This is a genomic window from Aeromonas molluscorum (genome assembly GCF_051376105.1).
In the GTDB taxonomy this organism is placed as follows: Bacteria; Pseudomonadota; Gammaproteobacteria; order Enterobacterales; family Aeromonadaceae; genus Aeromonas; species Aeromonas molluscorum.
Genome location: NZ_JBPQCY010000001.1, coordinates 338,565 through 353,165 on the forward strand (window position 1 = coordinate 338,565; position 14,601 = coordinate 353,165).

The 14,601-nt window shown below is 58.2% G+C and carries 18 protein-coding genes; 10 read left to right on the forward strand and 8 right to left on the reverse strand.

The genetic code is table 11. The annotated features are described in order from the left end of the window. Positions 1–14: 14 nt before the first annotated feature. Positions 15–140: a hypothetical protein gene (locus tag ACSMDR_RS01580; RefSeq protein WP_436466798.1), complete on the reverse strand. Its 126-nt coding sequence runs from the start codon at positions 138–140 to the stop codon at positions 15–17. Between ACSMDR_RS01580 and ACSMDR_RS01585 the strand changes: the two genes are divergently transcribed. The 9 genes from ACSMDR_RS01585 (at position 139) to ACSMDR_RS01625 (ending at position 7,391) form a co-directional block, all read left to right on the forward strand. Beyond that, the gene (locus tag ACSMDR_RS01585; protein ID WP_436466799.1) at positions 139–339 is read left to right on the forward strand and encodes a hypothetical protein; all 201 of its coding nucleotides are present in this window, start codon (positions 139–141) and stop codon (positions 337–339) included. The two genes, ACSMDR_RS01580 and ACSMDR_RS01585, sit on opposite strands and share 2 nt — an antisense overlap. Then, positions 285–518, forward strand: coding sequence for a phage tail protein (locus ACSMDR_RS01590; protein WP_436466800.1), 234 nt, complete (start codon positions 285–287; stop codon positions 516–518). The genes ACSMDR_RS01585 and ACSMDR_RS01590 overlap by 55 nt, the downstream gene beginning before the upstream one ends. Further along, the gene (locus tag ACSMDR_RS01595) at positions 499–747 is read left to right on the forward strand and encodes a hypothetical protein (RefSeq protein ID WP_436466801.1); all 249 of its coding nucleotides are present in this window, start codon (positions 499–501) and stop codon (positions 745–747) included. Before ACSMDR_RS01590 ends, ACSMDR_RS01595 begins: the two co-directional genes overlap by 20 nt. Then, entirely contained in the window at positions 744–2,459 is a 1,716-nt protein-coding gene (locus ACSMDR_RS01600; protein WP_436466802.1) for a phage tail-collar fiber domain-containing protein, read from the forward strand. Before ACSMDR_RS01595 ends, ACSMDR_RS01600 begins: the two co-directional genes overlap by 4 nt. Continuing rightward, positions 2,456–2,887, forward strand: a complete 432-nt coding sequence (locus tag ACSMDR_RS01605; RefSeq protein WP_436466803.1) for a tail fiber assembly protein — start codon at positions 2,456–2,458, stop codon at positions 2,885–2,887. Before ACSMDR_RS01600 ends, ACSMDR_RS01605 begins: the two co-directional genes overlap by 4 nt. Further along, the gene (locus ACSMDR_RS01610) at positions 2,884–3,765 is read left to right on the forward strand and encodes a hypothetical protein (protein ID WP_436466804.1); all 882 of its coding nucleotides are present in this window, start codon (positions 2,884–2,886) and stop codon (positions 3,763–3,765) included. The genes ACSMDR_RS01605 and ACSMDR_RS01610 overlap by 4 nt, the downstream gene beginning before the upstream one ends. After that, positions 3,762–4,316 (forward strand): baseplate complex protein, encoded by a 555-nt coding sequence (locus ACSMDR_RS01615; RefSeq protein WP_436466805.1) that lies wholly within the window; start codon positions 3,762–3,764, stop codon positions 4,314–4,316. Before ACSMDR_RS01610 ends, ACSMDR_RS01615 begins: the two co-directional genes overlap by 4 nt. Continuing rightward, positions 4,313–5,926: a hypothetical protein gene (locus tag ACSMDR_RS01620; protein WP_436466806.1), complete on the forward strand. Its 1,614-nt coding sequence runs from the start codon at positions 4,313–4,315 to the stop codon at positions 5,924–5,926. The genes ACSMDR_RS01615 and ACSMDR_RS01620 overlap by 4 nt, the downstream gene beginning before the upstream one ends. 628 nt (positions 5,927–6,554) lie before the next feature. Next, the gene (locus ACSMDR_RS01625) at positions 6,555–7,391 is read left to right on the forward strand and encodes an ABC transporter permease (RefSeq protein ID WP_436466807.1); all 837 of its coding nucleotides are present in this window, start codon (positions 6,555–6,557) and stop codon (positions 7,389–7,391) included. A gap of 100 nt (positions 7,392–7,491) precedes the next feature. Here ACSMDR_RS01625 and nadS read toward each other — a convergent pair whose 3' ends face one another. From nadS to ACSMDR_RS01660, 7 genes are all read right to left on the reverse strand, one after another. Continuing rightward, positions 7,492–7,776: a NadS family protein gene (nadS, locus tag ACSMDR_RS01630; RefSeq protein WP_436466808.1), complete on the reverse strand. Its 285-nt coding sequence runs from the start codon at positions 7,774–7,776 to the stop codon at positions 7,492–7,494. 1 nt (position 7,777) lies between these two features. Then, a complete protein-coding gene (locus tag ACSMDR_RS01635; RefSeq protein ID WP_408798868.1) occupies positions 7,778–8,110 on the reverse strand; it encodes a type II toxin-antitoxin system RelE/ParE family toxin in 333 nt (110 codons plus the stop codon). Between the two features lie 252 nt (positions 8,111–8,362). Then, positions 8,363–8,719, reverse strand: a complete 357-nt coding sequence (gene rplT, locus ACSMDR_RS01640; protein WP_005300683.1) for a 50S ribosomal protein L20 — start codon at positions 8,717–8,719, stop codon at positions 8,363–8,365. A gap of 14 nt (positions 8,720–8,733) precedes the next feature. Next, on the reverse strand, positions 8,734–8,931 hold the full coding sequence (gene rpmI / locus ACSMDR_RS01645) for a 50S ribosomal protein L35 (RefSeq protein ID WP_005315535.1): 198 nt from the start codon (positions 8,929–8,931) through the stop codon (positions 8,734–8,736). A gap of 85 nt (positions 8,932–9,016) precedes the next feature. Then, positions 9,017–9,565, reverse strand: a complete 549-nt coding sequence (gene infC, locus ACSMDR_RS01650; RefSeq protein WP_040319409.1) for a translation initiation factor IF-3 — start codon at positions 9,563–9,565, stop codon at positions 9,017–9,019. 3 nt (positions 9,566–9,568) lie between these two features. Then, entirely contained in the window at positions 9,569–11,497 is a 1,929-nt protein-coding gene (gene thrS / locus ACSMDR_RS01655; RefSeq protein WP_436466810.1) for a threonine--tRNA ligase, read from the reverse strand. Positions 11,498–11,896: 399 nt separating this feature from the next. Further along, entirely contained in the window at positions 11,897–12,775 is an 879-nt protein-coding gene (locus ACSMDR_RS01660) for a LysR substrate-binding domain-containing protein (RefSeq protein WP_436466811.1), read from the reverse strand. A gap of 170 nt (positions 12,776–12,945) precedes the next feature. Between ACSMDR_RS01660 and ACSMDR_RS01665 the strand changes: the two genes are divergently transcribed. Then, the gene (locus ACSMDR_RS01665) at positions 12,946–14,493 is read left to right on the forward strand and encodes an MFS transporter (RefSeq protein WP_436466812.1); all 1,548 of its coding nucleotides are present in this window, start codon (positions 12,946–12,948) and stop codon (positions 14,491–14,493) included. Positions 14,494–14,601: the final 108 nt, after the last annotated feature.

The following is a 14,601-nucleotide window of genomic DNA, read 5'->3' on the forward strand; positions in this document are numbered from 1 at the left end:
CGTCGCGCTTCTCCTTAAGCCAGCTGGGCCGCGAGCTGCACAGCCAGTTCCCGCAGTTGCAGAGTCTGCACTTCACCGAGCTGGATATCCTCTCGGGGCTGGCCATCCCACGCCTGAGCTCGCTGGAGGTGACCCTGCATGAATAAACCCGACCCCGCATCGACCACTGAGCTTGCAGGCGCCGGTGCTGCCCGATGCCAGCGCCCCCGTGGTGGGAAGACGGCTACACAATCAGCGGACGGGGTGCAGGAGCCTGCCTTCCTGGCCAAGGGCATCAACGCCCTGTGGCAGCGGCTCGCGGCTGGCTGCTGCTGCCACTGGCCCAGCAAGACCCGCTGACCTGCTCGGCGTCCCTGCTGGCACTACTGGCCTGGGAGCGGGATATCACCCGTTTCAATGGCGAACCGCTGCCGCTCTTTCGCAAGCGGGTCAGATTCGCCTTCATCAACGCCAGAGACGCCGGCGAGGTGGCCGGCTTTAAGCGCATCTTCGAGCGCCTTGGCATCGGCCTGGTGTGACATTCACGAACGCCAGGCCGGCGCCCCCTGGGACGTCATCACCATCGAGGTAACCGACAGCGCGCTTGCTGACAACCAGCAACTGATGGAAACCCTCATTCAACACTATGGCCGCACCTGCCGCCGCTATCGCTTTCAGGTGGTTTACCCGGTCACCGGCACCCTTCACACCGGCCGTATCGACATGAGCCAGCAGGTGTTTGGCGCATCACTTAAGAGGACAGCATGAGCACCATCATTACCAACGCTTTCTCCAGCTACTGGCAAACCTGTCTCGCCACCCAAGCCCCGGTGGTGCTCGATGAGTTCGTGCTGGCCAACATCCCCGGGCTAGACCCCGATGCGCCCATCAACCCCGACGGCGCTCTGCCACCGGCAGGGCAAATCGTGCATCGCCATCACGTGGATCAGCGCGGGCGCATCAACAACGACGCGGTGGCCTACACCATCGTGATGGACACCACCCTGGGCGATTTCGACTTCAATGCCATGTACCTCATCAACAAGGCGACCGGCATGGTGGCCATGATTGTGCACAAGGGCAGCGAGACCAAACTCAAGACGGATCCCCTGAGCGGCCAGGTGGGTAACAGCCTGGTGAAATCGATGCTGATGGAGTACGACCGAGCCAGTGAAGCCACGGTCACGAATGTGGACGCCAGCACCTGGCAGATTGACTATGCCGCTCGCCTGCGTGGCATGGATGACGACCTGCGCCTGCAGGCGTTGCAGTTCTTCGGGCCCGCCACCTTCTATGGCGACGGCTTCAAGCTGGTGAATGAGGCTGGCGTCTACAAGGTGCAGCCCGGGGTCGCCTATGTCGGCGGCCTGCGCGCCCAACTCGACCAGGTGCAGAAGATTACCCCGGGGGCCAAGCCGGTGGGGCTCTGGCTCGACATCTACCGGGCCGGTTCTCTGCTCGATGCCTGGCTGAACCACTTCACGCTGACCTTGAGCGTGGCCGACAAGGCCGATTACACCGACGGCAACGGCTATCGTCACCATCTGGCCAAGGTGGCCATCATCAACAGCGACGGCAGCGTGACCGACCTGCGCCGCAAGCGCACCATCGAGCTGTCCGGGGATGTGACCGGCAAAGGCATCCTGGAAGACGCCCAGGGCGTCAATATCGCGGTGGAGATCAAGGCGGGTAGCCATCGCCACCCCTGGAGCGAGCTGGACAATGTGCCCACCCAAGCAACCCGCTGGCCGAACTGGGGCGAGGTGACAGACAAACCGGCCCTGGCCAGCGAGGGACACAGCCACGACTTTCTCGATCTCAAGAACCTCGACTGGAACGTTCAATCTGACAAGTTCATGACAGGCTCCGCGCAAGCGCCCAAGGGTTCTGGCAGCACGCAGTTTTTGAACTGGATCAGCTGGGGACACAACGGCGGAAGCAAGTATCGGCATACCCTGTTCAGCTCAACCAGTGCTATTCATCAGCTGTGGTACGGGTACAAGGCCAATGGCACCGATACCACCTCCCCCTCGACCAATGTGCGGCTGTATCACACCAATGATAAGCCCAGCTTGGCCGAACTGGGCGCGGCGGCGGCATCCCATTCCCACCCCTGGTCTCAAATTAGCGGCCCTCCCGCTCAGGCTACCCGCTGGCCCAGCTGGGGCGAGGTATCCGGCAAACCCGGCACCATGCCCCCCTCTGGCCACACCCACCCGGCGGCCCAGGGCAATGCCGACATCGTGGGCAGCGGCTGGGGGCAGGTGGGGACGTACTGTTTTGCCACCTGCATCGTCTCAACCGGGGGTAACAAGGGCCCAGGCTACGCCATTGCGGGCAGCTCCTTGCGCGCAGCCAACTCGGAAGATGGCGGCCCGGGCATCGGCGCCGCCCTGCCGGGTACCTGGAAGCTGGTTGGCGCCATCAAGGGCGGCGGCAATAACGACCAAAACACCTCACTGTGGATCCGCACAAAATGACAGACGACATTCTTCACGTTACCGCCCCCGTGTGGGCCGACCCGGAACACACCTCCATCAATCTGACCGTCCAGTTTGCCAATCAGGCCGAGCCGGTGCCCTTCGCCGCCACCCAAAGTGACCCGGAGCCCTATGGCGTCGAGCTGTTTGTGCGGGCGCGCTTTGGCGAATATGGCGAAGTGGCTCCCTATCAGGCGCCGCCAACGCCCATCCCGACCGAAGAGGAGCAACAGCGCGAACTGGCGCGTCGCCTGCAACTGGCTGGCGATGCCATCGCCCCTCTGGGGGATGCCGAGCTGCTGGGCATATTGACCCCGGCGGAAACCTCGCGGCTCACCGCCTTGCGACTGTACCGGGTGACGCTTTCGCGCCTGCCTGAAACACCTGGCTGGCCCACGACGGTGGATTGGCCGGAGCTGCCAGCATGAGTTGGCAACAAAGCGACCTGCACTGGCCCCCCTGCGGGGCCAGTTTGCACCATCAGGCCCGTGCCGTGCTGACCCAGGTACCCGGCTTGGCGGATGCGGCCATGGGGCGCCTGCAGGCCATCGCCAGCCGCGCCCAGTATAGCCCCCACCCGCTCAGTGGTGAGGCCGCAGCCCTTTCAGGACTTCGCGCCCAGCTCGACCATCTGCTGGTCACCGGTCGCGCCCTGGCGGTGACCCCCTTTTTGCACGGCGTCGGCCAGATGCAAGATAAACAGGCCAGCCTGGCCGCCCCCAATGCGGTCAAGGCGCTGGCGGGCAAGCTACAAGATGGTGCTGATCCCTTGCGACCCTCCGGCCAGCTCCATGCCCTTGCCTGGTTGGTGACCGGTAACAGCGCCGCCGACCTTGCGGCCAAGCTGGCCCCTCTGTGTGCCTTGTTGCCATTGCCAGAGTGGTGCGCGGCCCTGCGTCGCCTGGAAGCCAACAACGACATCATGGCCAAGCCCACGGCGGCCAAGGTACCGCGCTGGCATGCCGATGAGCCGCTGGTCTGGGCGCCGCTGCGCCCGGCTCACCTTGCCCTGGGCAGTGAGCTTGCCCAGCTAGAGAGTCTGGCTCGGGATAGCCAATCGCCCATCGCTAAGTTGCAGGGGCTGGCGAGTCGCCGCGCCGCGCGCCTGAGCGAACTGGCCAGCGCGCTGGATACCCTGACCACGCTCTCGGGTCAGCTCTACCGCTGGCAAGGCCAGGGGGATGTCGCCAGCCTGGCCGCGCAACTTGGCCAGAGCACACCACCGGATCACAGCATGAGCATGAGCGTCGCCACCCTGCTGCTCTCCCCTTCCCCACTGACTTTTTGGCAGGAGTTGACCCCATGACCATCAGCGCCATGCTGACCCTGGATGGCGAACCCATTGCAATGTCATCGATGCGGATCTCGCTCTCCATGCAGTTCCAGGACAAAGACCAATCGGGCCAAACCAGCTCGACCAGCAAGGCCGAGCAGGGCACCAAGGCCAAGGAGTTGGATGTCTCCGGCCTCATCCCCTATAAAGACGGGGACAAGCTGGCCCGCCTGTTCGAGCTGGCCGACATGAAAGATGATGGCGGCAAACGCCACATCTTTCGGGTGGGCTCGTTACTCGCCAAGTCGGTCAAGATACGCCAGGCCAAGTTCACCGGTCGCATCACCGCCAGCGAGCAAGAGGGCCTGCTGGCCTGGCAGGTGAGTTTCACCTTGAGCGACCACAACTCGGTGCCGGAGAAGCGCGAACAGCGTCTGCCCAAGGCGGTGGCCCAGGTGAGCCAGACCACCGAGCAAACTACCCAGGCCAAGGCCACGTCGCCCACCAAGGGGGACAAGGCCGATGAATACGAACTCACCCCCTTCGAGCAGTACCTCAAAAAAGCGGATGACGCACTGGCATGAAACTCAACACCCAACTGACCCTGGGCGGGCAGCCCATGCACCTGGTCGAGCATGACATCGTGCTGGATCTCAGCGCGGGCGGGCGCGCCGCCCTGACCATTGAGGGGGCAGCCAGCAAGGGTCAGACCCTGACCCTGGACACCGGCTACAACAACGAGCTGCGCCGCTGGTTCAGCGGCTATGTGTACGACGTGCAACCCGCCACCAATGGCAGCAGCAAGTTGTTATGCCGTGAACTGGCCGGGATTTTGGGCAGCCGCTTTCCGGTGAGCCAACAGCATGCCACCTTGCGCGGCTTGCTGGCCTGGCTGACCGACCAGTGCGGCCTCACCTTCTTGTTACCCGACGGGGCCGACTACACAGACCGGCCGATCCCGAACTTCACCAGCGCCGGAACCGGCTACCAGCTGCTCGATAATGCGGGGCGCGCCTTCGCCATTGCCGACTTTTGCTGGTATCAACAACCTGATGGTGCCGTGTTCGTCGGCAGCCATGGCCACAGCCGCTGGCCCGGGCGCGAGGTGACGCTAGACCCTGCCCTCTCAGCCAAGCAGGCGGGCAACATCCTGACCCTGGCCCCCATCCCTGCCGTGCGCCCCGGGGCCATCATCAATGACCAGCGCGTCACCCGGGTGCGCCTCAAGGGCGATGAGATGAGTCTGACCCTGGCCACCCCGGGCAAAGCCACCAAGTCAGCAGAGCGGCGCAAGGTCGAAGGAGAGTTCCCCGAGCTGGCCGACCAGATGCACCTGCCCAAATTCGGGCGGGTCGAAGCCATCAGCGACCAGGCCACCGCTGGCCAGCTCAATGACCCCTTTCGGCCCCGCTATGCCGTGGACGTGCAACTGCTCGGGGAAGATGGCCAGCCGGATAAAGCCACCCCGCTCTATCGCGCCGTGCCGCTGCCGGTGATGTTCGGCGGGCCTGAGCAGGGCCTGCTGCAGTTCCCCATCGAGGGGAGCCTGGTCGAGCTGGGCTTTGCCTTTGGCCGCGCCGACCGCCCCTTTATCCGCACCGTGCTTGGCAACGGCTGGCCACTGCCAGACATTGCCCCGGGCGAGCAGCTGCAGCAGCAGCGGGCCGAGGTGTTTAGCCGCACCGATACCGTGGGCAACTTGAGCCGCCACACCGACCGGCGCATGTATGACAATGCCATGGAGATGCACCACCAAAGTGATGACTACCTGGGGGAACATGGCCAGCATCAGCTACAGGTGGCGCAACACAGCATCGAGGAGGTGGGCGCCATGAAGCGGGTCGAGGCGCTGGGGGCCATCGAGCTGCTGGCAGGTGATGACCTGACCCTGGGAAGCCTGGGCAACATGAGCCAGACCACGGCAGGAGATCTGGTCGAGGTGGTGGGACAACTGCGTCGGGCCGTCGCCGGTGAGCTGCAACACCTGGAGGCGCCGCGTTCCTGGATGGGGACAGATAGCGTTAATATCTTCCGGCTGCTACTCCAGCTGATGAATGTGGTGGAGCAGCTGGCAGCCACCACGGCCAGTCACACCCACGGCAGCGGGCCCAACCCCAACCAGGGCAACGCCCTCCGCAGCCAGAGCCAACAAGCGGGCAACCTGGCCAGCCAGCTCTCCCTCATCATCGAGTAACCCACCAACGCAAGAGGGCCCCACAATGTGGGGCCCTCTTTTGTCTGCCTGACATCACCTGCCCATGGCCAGGGAATGCCGCATGGAAGGATTGCATCAGGCAGCGCAACATCATACCCAACGCGACCCCATTGGCGCCACCTCACTCGACGGAAAGCCCACGGGCGCGCCTGCGCCACGGAATCCGCGCTCATCCGCTCCCGCCTGCGGGGTTCACCGATAAAATTTTTTGCAAAAGTGGATTACCGCAAAACCATATGCCCAGACCGCGCCACATCAAGGATCCGCAGGGCATTGAGGATCTGCAAAGAAGGATCCGTTTTTCAGTGCCTTTCAGATCTGGTAGCAGGATATCTACACCGATGAGAGCGTAACTTGCTGAATAAAATAGGGTTTAGCTGCTTTCTGTGGAATCACAAACGAACAATGGACACCAAAACCCGTATAGCAAAAAGCACAATAAAACTAATATAATCATATAGTTACACCATGACAGCTTTTCCCCAGAAACTGACAAGTTGAAAACCAACTTTGTACACTTTCAACTGCTGACACTCATTTTCATTTGGCATGAGGCCAGTACAATACCGGATATGTTTGGGGCTCGTAATATCTTACGTTGGGATACATGAAGCAGAAAAAAGAGATCAATTGGGAATACTGCCGCTGGTTAAAACAGCACCTTAAACACTTGAGACAGTCACCGCTACCAGATGAACCACAGGCCAAGATAACAGGCTTCCTGACGATAATATTCGCAGCAATCCCGCTCATTACTGCGGGGATCTACATTACTGGAATGGCATATCACCTTGGCGAATGCTTCGTTAATGGACTCGACCCGTTGGAATTTCCATGGCCTGCTGATTACACCCTAGCTTGGGGTTATGTTCAGTTGCTTGACGCTCTCAGGGTGTATGTCTGGCCCGTGGGTGATTACATTATCTTCGCAGTACTCTTGTTTATAGTGTGGTACCTCTGGATTGAGCTGCGCCTGGCATTAGCGTGGTTTTATCATCGGTGTTCATTGCCACTTTCTAGAACTCAAAAGCTAAGATTCCGAAAGGAGCTCCGTAGAAGAGTAAGCGTGCCTACGCCAAGGATTTTCTTCTTGTTTACTTGGTTTAAGATAATCTATGACCGATTTGCGATTTTGGTGGTGCCGTCGCTACTTGTACTCTTACTTGGGATGTATAGCTTCAGCGAGGGCAAAGTGGCTGCCACTGAGCAAGCAGAGAGGTTAGAGCGCGGTCAGTTGACAGCAAAGGAAAGTACAACAGTCCATTCCCCTCTTCTGGATCAAACTCCACATATCCGCCTTATGTGCAATACCATCCAATGTGCCTATCTCTTAAAAGGGGGATTGATCAGGCTCGTGCGCCACGATCAGGTCGAACAGGTGACCTGGATGGTCCCTAAAGACACTTCAGATAACTCATCGAAAGAAAGCAGCACAGAGAAATAACACAGCTCAAAAAAATGCTGTTTCTTTACTTCCTTCAACTGCTGACCAAAAAGAAGGCTCCAAAATATGGAGCCTTCTTCCTAGCTGTTTGGTACCTAGGTCAGTGAGCCGCCAGCTCACGAAACAGGTCTGGCTTATCCTGGATAAGCCCCAACACTTTCGCAGCTAACCCAGTTGGATTACGGCGCCGGGTTTCCCAGCTTTTGACCGTATCCACACTCGTACCCAGTGCCTGGGCAAACTCTTGTTGCGATACCTTAAGGCCTAGGCGGATGGCCTTAACGTCTGCGACCTCGTATTTGGTCAGTGCAGCAGGCGCTACGCGACCCTGCTTGATCTCGACAGCCTCTTCCAGGGAAGCCTTCAGTTCGTCAAACATGTTCATATCAAACCTCCCCTTTCAGTAACGTGGTCAATTTCTTCAGCTCTGCTTTTTCTGCGGCAGTGAGGCTCTCTTTCTCACTCTTCGCATACGCCAGTACCAAGTAAATCGTCTCTACGGTTGCCAAGAAGTAGATCACCCTGGCACTGCCGCTCTTCCCTTGCTGGCCTGTTGCCATGCGCACTTTGCGCAAGCCACCAGTGCCTTGGATCAAGTCGCCTTTTTCTGGCTGGGCAATCAGCTCGACCTGCAGTGCTCTGAGCTCATCGTCTGACGCTAAGGTTTTTATCTGTCTAGTGAAGATAGACGTCTCAATAAATTCAATCGCGTGACTCACGCATCACTCACTCTGAGCATTCATCATGGTGTACATAGTACACGCCACGAATCAGCGAGGCAACATGGTCATTCTGGCTGTGCCCCACCCTTGCAGCCAATACGCCCACTAAGCTCTCAGACTACGATGGCATCGTGCCAAAAAAATGGGGCAATATGTGGACACTAAAAACAAAAAATCCATATAAAACAGCAAATTACAGATACAAAAAAGGAGGCCTGAGCCTCCTTTTAGTTTCATAACAGAACCGGATTAAACCAGTGCTGCTTTAGCCTTTTCAACCAGGGCGGTGAAAGCCAACTTGTCGTGAACAGCGATATCGGACAGGATCTTACGATCGATTTCGATAGAAGCTTTCTTCAGACCGTTGATCAGACGGCTGTAGGACAGACCATTCTGACGGGCTGCCGCGTTGATACGGGCAATCCACAGTTGACGGAACTGACGCTTTTTCTGGCGACGGTCACGATAGGCATACTGACCAGCTTTGGTTACCGCTTGTACCGCTACGCGGTAGACACGGGAACGGGCGCCGTAGTAACCCTTGGCGGCTTTCATTACTTTCTTGTGACGAGCGCGAGCAGTCACACCACGTTTAACTCTTGGCATTTTTCACATCCCCCTTATGCGTACGGCAGACAGGCAACAACACGTTTGTGGTCAGCAGCAGAAACCATGAACTTCGGTCCCAGCTTGCGCTTACGCTTGCTGCTCTTCTTGGTCAGGATGTGACGCAGGTGGTTATGCTTGCACTTGAAGCGGCCGGAGCCAGTCTTCTTGAAGCGCTTTGCAGCACCCCGGTTGGTTTTCATCTTCGGCATTTTATACTCCGCATTGTGAGTGAAAACAAAATCGCAAGGCGAACTAACTCATGGGACTAGCCCATGAGCCAATTTCTTGTGGGCCTTAGGATTTCTTCTTAGGCGCGAGGACCATCACAGCTTGACGGCCTTCCACTTTAGGGAACGACTCGACCACGGCCAGCTCTTCCAGATCGTTCTTGACGCGCTCCAGTACCTTGATACCAAGATCCTGGTGAGCCATTTCACGACCACGGAAGCGCAGGGTGACCTTCGCCTTGTCCCCGTCTTCAAGAAAGCGAACCAGGTTGCGTAGTTTTACCTGATAGTCGCCTTCGTCGGTGCCAGGACGGAATTTGATTTCCTTAACCTGGACAACTTTCTGCTTTTTCTTCTGTTCTTTGGTTGTCTTGCTCTTCTCGTAGAGGAATTTGCCGTAATCCATGATTCGGCAAACGGGCGGTTCAGCGTTAGGGCTGATCTCGACCAGATCTACTCCAGCCTCAAGGGCCAAGTTCAGTGCATCATGGATTTCGACGACGCCCAAGGGCTCACCATCAAGTCCAGTCAAACGAACTTCTTTCAGACGAATCTCGGTATTGATCCGGTGAGCGCGGGCTTGCGGTTGCTTGCCCAGTTTTTTTCCGCCTTTTATAGCTTATTCCTCCACTTTCTTTTGTCCGCGGGTCTGAACTTCCTGGGACAGTAGAGCGATTAGCTCTTCAACAGGATAAGTGCCCAGGTCAGCCCCTTTACGAGTCCGTACTGCAATCTTACCGGCTTCAACTTCTTTATCGCCGCAGACCAGCATGAAAGGTACTCGTTTCAAAGTATGCTCGCGGATTTTAAAGCCAATCTTCTCATTTCTCAAGTCCGCTTTTGCACGAAGGCCCGCATCATTCAATGCTTTGGCCACTTTTACTGCATAATCGGCCTGATTATCCGTGATATTCATCACCACGGCCTGAGTCGGTGCCAACCAGGTCGGGAACAGTCCTGCGTATTCTTCGGTCAGTATGCCGATGAACCGCTCGATGGAACCCAAGATGGCGCGATGTATCATCACGGGGACGTGACGCTCGTTGTCCTCGCCCACATAAGTGGCACCCAGCCGACCTGGCAGGGCGAAATCGAGCTGCACTGTACCACACTGCCACGCACGATCCAGGCAATCGTGCAGGGTGAATTCAATTTTAGGACCGTAGAACGCCCCTTCACCCGGTTGCAGATCGTACTTCAGGCCGTTCAGCACAAGGGCTTCGGCCAATGCAGCCTCGGCACGATCCCAAGCTTCATCTGAACCGATACGCTGTTCGGGACGAGTCGAGAGCTTGACCACGATGTTTTCAAAGCCGAAAGTGCCGTAGACGTCATAGACCATACGGATGCAAGCAGATACTTCTTCCATGACCTGCTCTTCGGTACAGAAGATATGGGCATCATCTTGTGTAAAACCGCGCACTCGCATCAGACCATGCAGGGAACCCGATGGCTCGTTGCGGTGGCAAGAGCCGAACTCGGCCATGCGCAATGGCAGATCACGATAGGATTTCAGGCCCTGATTGAAGATCTGCACGTGACCCGGGCAGTTCATCGGCTTGATGGCGTACTCGCGGTTTTCGGACTGGGTGGTAAACATGCCCTGGGCATATTTATCCCAGTGGCCTGAACGCTCCCACAGCACGCGATCCATCATGGAGGGGCCTTTCACCTCCTGATAGTCATACTCACGCAGCTTGGTACGCATGAAGGTTTCCAGCTCACGGAAGATGGTCCAGCCATCGTTGTGCCAGAACACCATGCCGGGGGCTTCTTCCTGCATATGATAGAGGTCGAGCTGCTTGCCAATCTTGCGATGGTCACGTTTGGCGGCCTCTTCGAGGCGTTGCAGGTAAGCCTTGAGCTGCTTTTTATCGGCCCAGGCTGTGCCGTAAATGCGCTGCAGCATCTTGTTGTTTGAATCGCCGCGCCAGTAGGCGCCGGACATTTTCTGCAACTTGAAATGGTGACAATGACGCATGTTGGGCACGTGGGGACCACGGCACATGTCGACGTACTCTTCATGATGATAGAGACCGGGCTTATCATCACGGGCAATATTCTGATCCAGGATTTCGACTTTGTAGCTCTCGCCACGGGCCGCGAACACGTCACGCGCCTCCTGCCAGGAGACCCGCTTCTTGACAACGTCATAATCCTTACCTGCCAGCTCGAGCATGCGTGCCTCGAGTACCGCCATGTCCTCTTCGGTCAGGGTATGATCGAGATCGACATCATAGTAGAAGCCGTTATCGATGACCGGACCTATGGCCATCTTGGTCTGCGGCCAGAGTTGCTTGATGGCATGACCGAGCAGGTGCGCACAGGAGTGGCGCAGGATCTCGAGACCCTCTTCGTCTTTGGCGGTGATGATGGAGAGCTGAGCATCTGCTTCGATCAGCTCACAGGCATCCACCAGTTCACCGTTCACCCGACCGGCAATGCACGCCTTGGCGAGACCGGGACCTATGTCCGCGGCGACATCCATGACGGAAACGGCCTGGGCAAATTGACGTTGACTGCCGTCAGGCAGAGTAATGATTGGCATAATTGCTCCCTTAACAGTGGTGACCCCTACCAAAGGCCACGTGTGGATCGAAAATACCCTTAAAAATCCAGCAACCCACCTTGATGTTTCACCGTTCACAATACGGCTGCTACACGCAGTGATACGCACGTTGGTGGCTGTGCGAGGCTATCAATTAACGGGATCAGTCGAGGATTGTATCAGACGTGACAACTCAGACAAGTTTGAATGGTCGCTATCTGGGGTCGAGAATAATCCATGACTCAGCGGCCACAATGTGGCTCATCGCGCCCGGCATGGACAATCAACCCAGCGTCATCACGCTGGCACAGCGCGAAAAGTAAAGCATGTGACACCCTCGGGCAGAAGATGCTGGCACCCCAGCGAGAGCGATGGGAGCCCCCCGACAGAGGGCCATGTTCAGAATGCCACACTGGCATGCGCTGGCACGCGGTGCTCCCGATACACAGCAACCAGTGTCCGCAGGGCATCGCGCGAGCGGTGATCCGTCAGTGTCGAATGGAGCATGATCCTCGACGAGGGCAACGCGGGCAGGCCCAGACGCAGCCCTACTTCCACCGCATCGGGTGGCGCCAGACGGCAAGATAACGCAGCGACCGCCAGCCCGGCCGACACGGCGGCCATGACGGCCGAATGACCTCCGCCAACAAAGACTTCACTCCACTCAAGGTCGGCACTATTCAGTGCTCGAATGGCGATGTCGCGCACACCACAACAAGGTGCGAGAGCGGCCAGCCGTACCGGTTTCCCTGGCTGATGATAGAACCCGGGAGCGGCAAACCAGCCAAAGTGCTCCGGCCCCAAATCTTCACCACTGCGGCGATCATCTTCCTGGCGGACAATCACAGCGTCGAGCGCCCCTTCGTCAAAGGCGTTGAGCAAACTGCGGGAATTCTCCAGCCGCACTTCGATAGTCAGGGCGGGATCGCGCTCGCTGAGCCGTGCCAACAACAACGGGATCTCGGGCCCCGCCACATGCTCGGCAATGCCCAACCGAAAGCGTCGGCTTTCGCAAACCAGCGCGGCCATGGCGCGGTCATGGGCGGCAATGAACTCACGGGCCGGATTGAGAAAGACACTGCCCTGCGCCGACAGCCGCACCAGCCTGGGGGTGCGTTCGAGCAGTTTGTAGCCGAGTCGATCCTCCAGGCGCTTCAATTTCACGCTGATGGCGCCCTGGGTCGTCCCCAAGGCCTCGGCGGCTCTGGTGAAACTCTGGAAATCGGCGATGGTGACGAACGCCAGCACCGACTCCACATCAAGCACCCGTCGAGTCATGAATCATCCAAATTTGTTGTCTCTGATATACCCAACCATACCATTGAGCAATAGTGCTGTATTCCCTAACATCCTTCATCTAGGTGTCGTACGTATCTTTTTTGCGTGCAACCCGGTCTTGAGGTGGCGCCTAACAGGCCCCCCATGTTCCCATCATTTGAAGGTACCCCATGACACTGTCACCAAGACGCCAAGGCTCCTTTGCCCTGGCTGCCGTCTGTCTGTCCGCGTTGATGCTGGGACTGGAGATTTCCAGCGTCCCGCCCATTCTATCCACCATAGAGCAGACCATGGGAGCCAGTTTCCGGCAGCTCCAATGGATCATGGCTGCCTATACCATTGCGATGACGACCATCCTGATGGGCGTTGGCACCCTGGCCGACCGTTACGGTCGTAAACGCATCTTCACCATCGGCATTCTTGCCTTCGGCGTCACGTCGCTCATCTGTGGACTGGCCGACAGCGCCGCCGTATTGATCGTGGCACGCTTTCTCCAGGGATTGAGTGCTGCGATGATGCTGATCTGCCAGATCGCCATCTTGTCCAATCAGTTTCGGGATGGGCGTGAACGCGGCGCTGCCTTTGCCTGGTGGGGGATAGTGTTCGGTGCCGGTCTCGGCTTTGGTCCGATAGTGGGTGGCGCCATCCTGGCGCTGGCGAGCTGGCAATGGGTGTTTCTGATCCACGCGGTCCTGGCTGTCATGACCTTGCTGCTGAGCCAGATGGGGGTGCAGGAGTCCCGCGATCCTCATGCGACTCACCTCGATATCAAAGGGATCGCCACCTTGTCGCTTGCCGTGTTGTGCCTGGTCCTGTTCGTCACTCAAGGCCCGGTGTTTGGATTTGGCAGTACCGCCGCCATGAGCATCATAGGAATGTCCATGCTGAGCTTCGCCGGTTTCGTGGTCGCCGAGCGAACCAGCCGTAGGCCCATGCTGGAGTTCTCAATATTTCGGGTGCGCAACGTTTCCGGTGCCTTGCTCGGATCCATGGGGCAAAACTTCAGCTTCTGGCCGTTCATCATCTATCTGCCGATCTATTTCCATCTGGCTTTGGGGTATGACAACGTGCAGACCGGTCTCGCCCTGCTGGCCTATACCTTGCCCACTCTGTTCATCCCGCCACTGGCCGAACGCCTGGCTGTGCGCTATCGAGCCGGCATCGTGATCCCTGTGGGGTTATCGATCATCGGCATGGGCTTCGTGCTGATGAGAGCTGGCAGCCAGTCTGCACAACCGGGCTGGCTGCTCTTGTCGGGGGCCGTCTTGGCAGGAATTGGGCTGGGTTTAACCAACACCACAACCACCAACACTATTACCGCCGCAGTATCAGCCGAACGGGTAGGCATGGCGTCGGGGGCAGATACCAGCGCCAGGATGATCTCACTGGCATTCAACATCGCCGTGATGGGGTTCATTCTGGTTGAAGGCATCATGGCCTATCTGCGCCACAAGCTGGGTATTGTCGAGGGGGCGGGTCTACGGCTTTTCGCGGAAAAAATAGCCGCCGGGGATGTGACTGTGCTGGAGCAGCATAGCGCCTTGCTGCCGCATATCGCCATCCCCGCCGAAGCGGTCAATGAGGCCCTGGTCGCCGGGTTTGGTTGGGTCATGGTCTATGGGGCGGCCAGCGCCTTCCTGCTGGCAGCAATCAGTTTCTTCATCTTTTCACCCGGGAGATCCGTACAGCGCAATCCCGAGATGCCGCAGAACACCTAGCAAAGGCCGCAAAGGGCGGGAAACTGCACCACCCTGTGGGCTAACTCACGCCAGGAGACGAGTCACGGCCCCTGAGACTCATCATGCGCCCCAAACAATAAGGAGGTC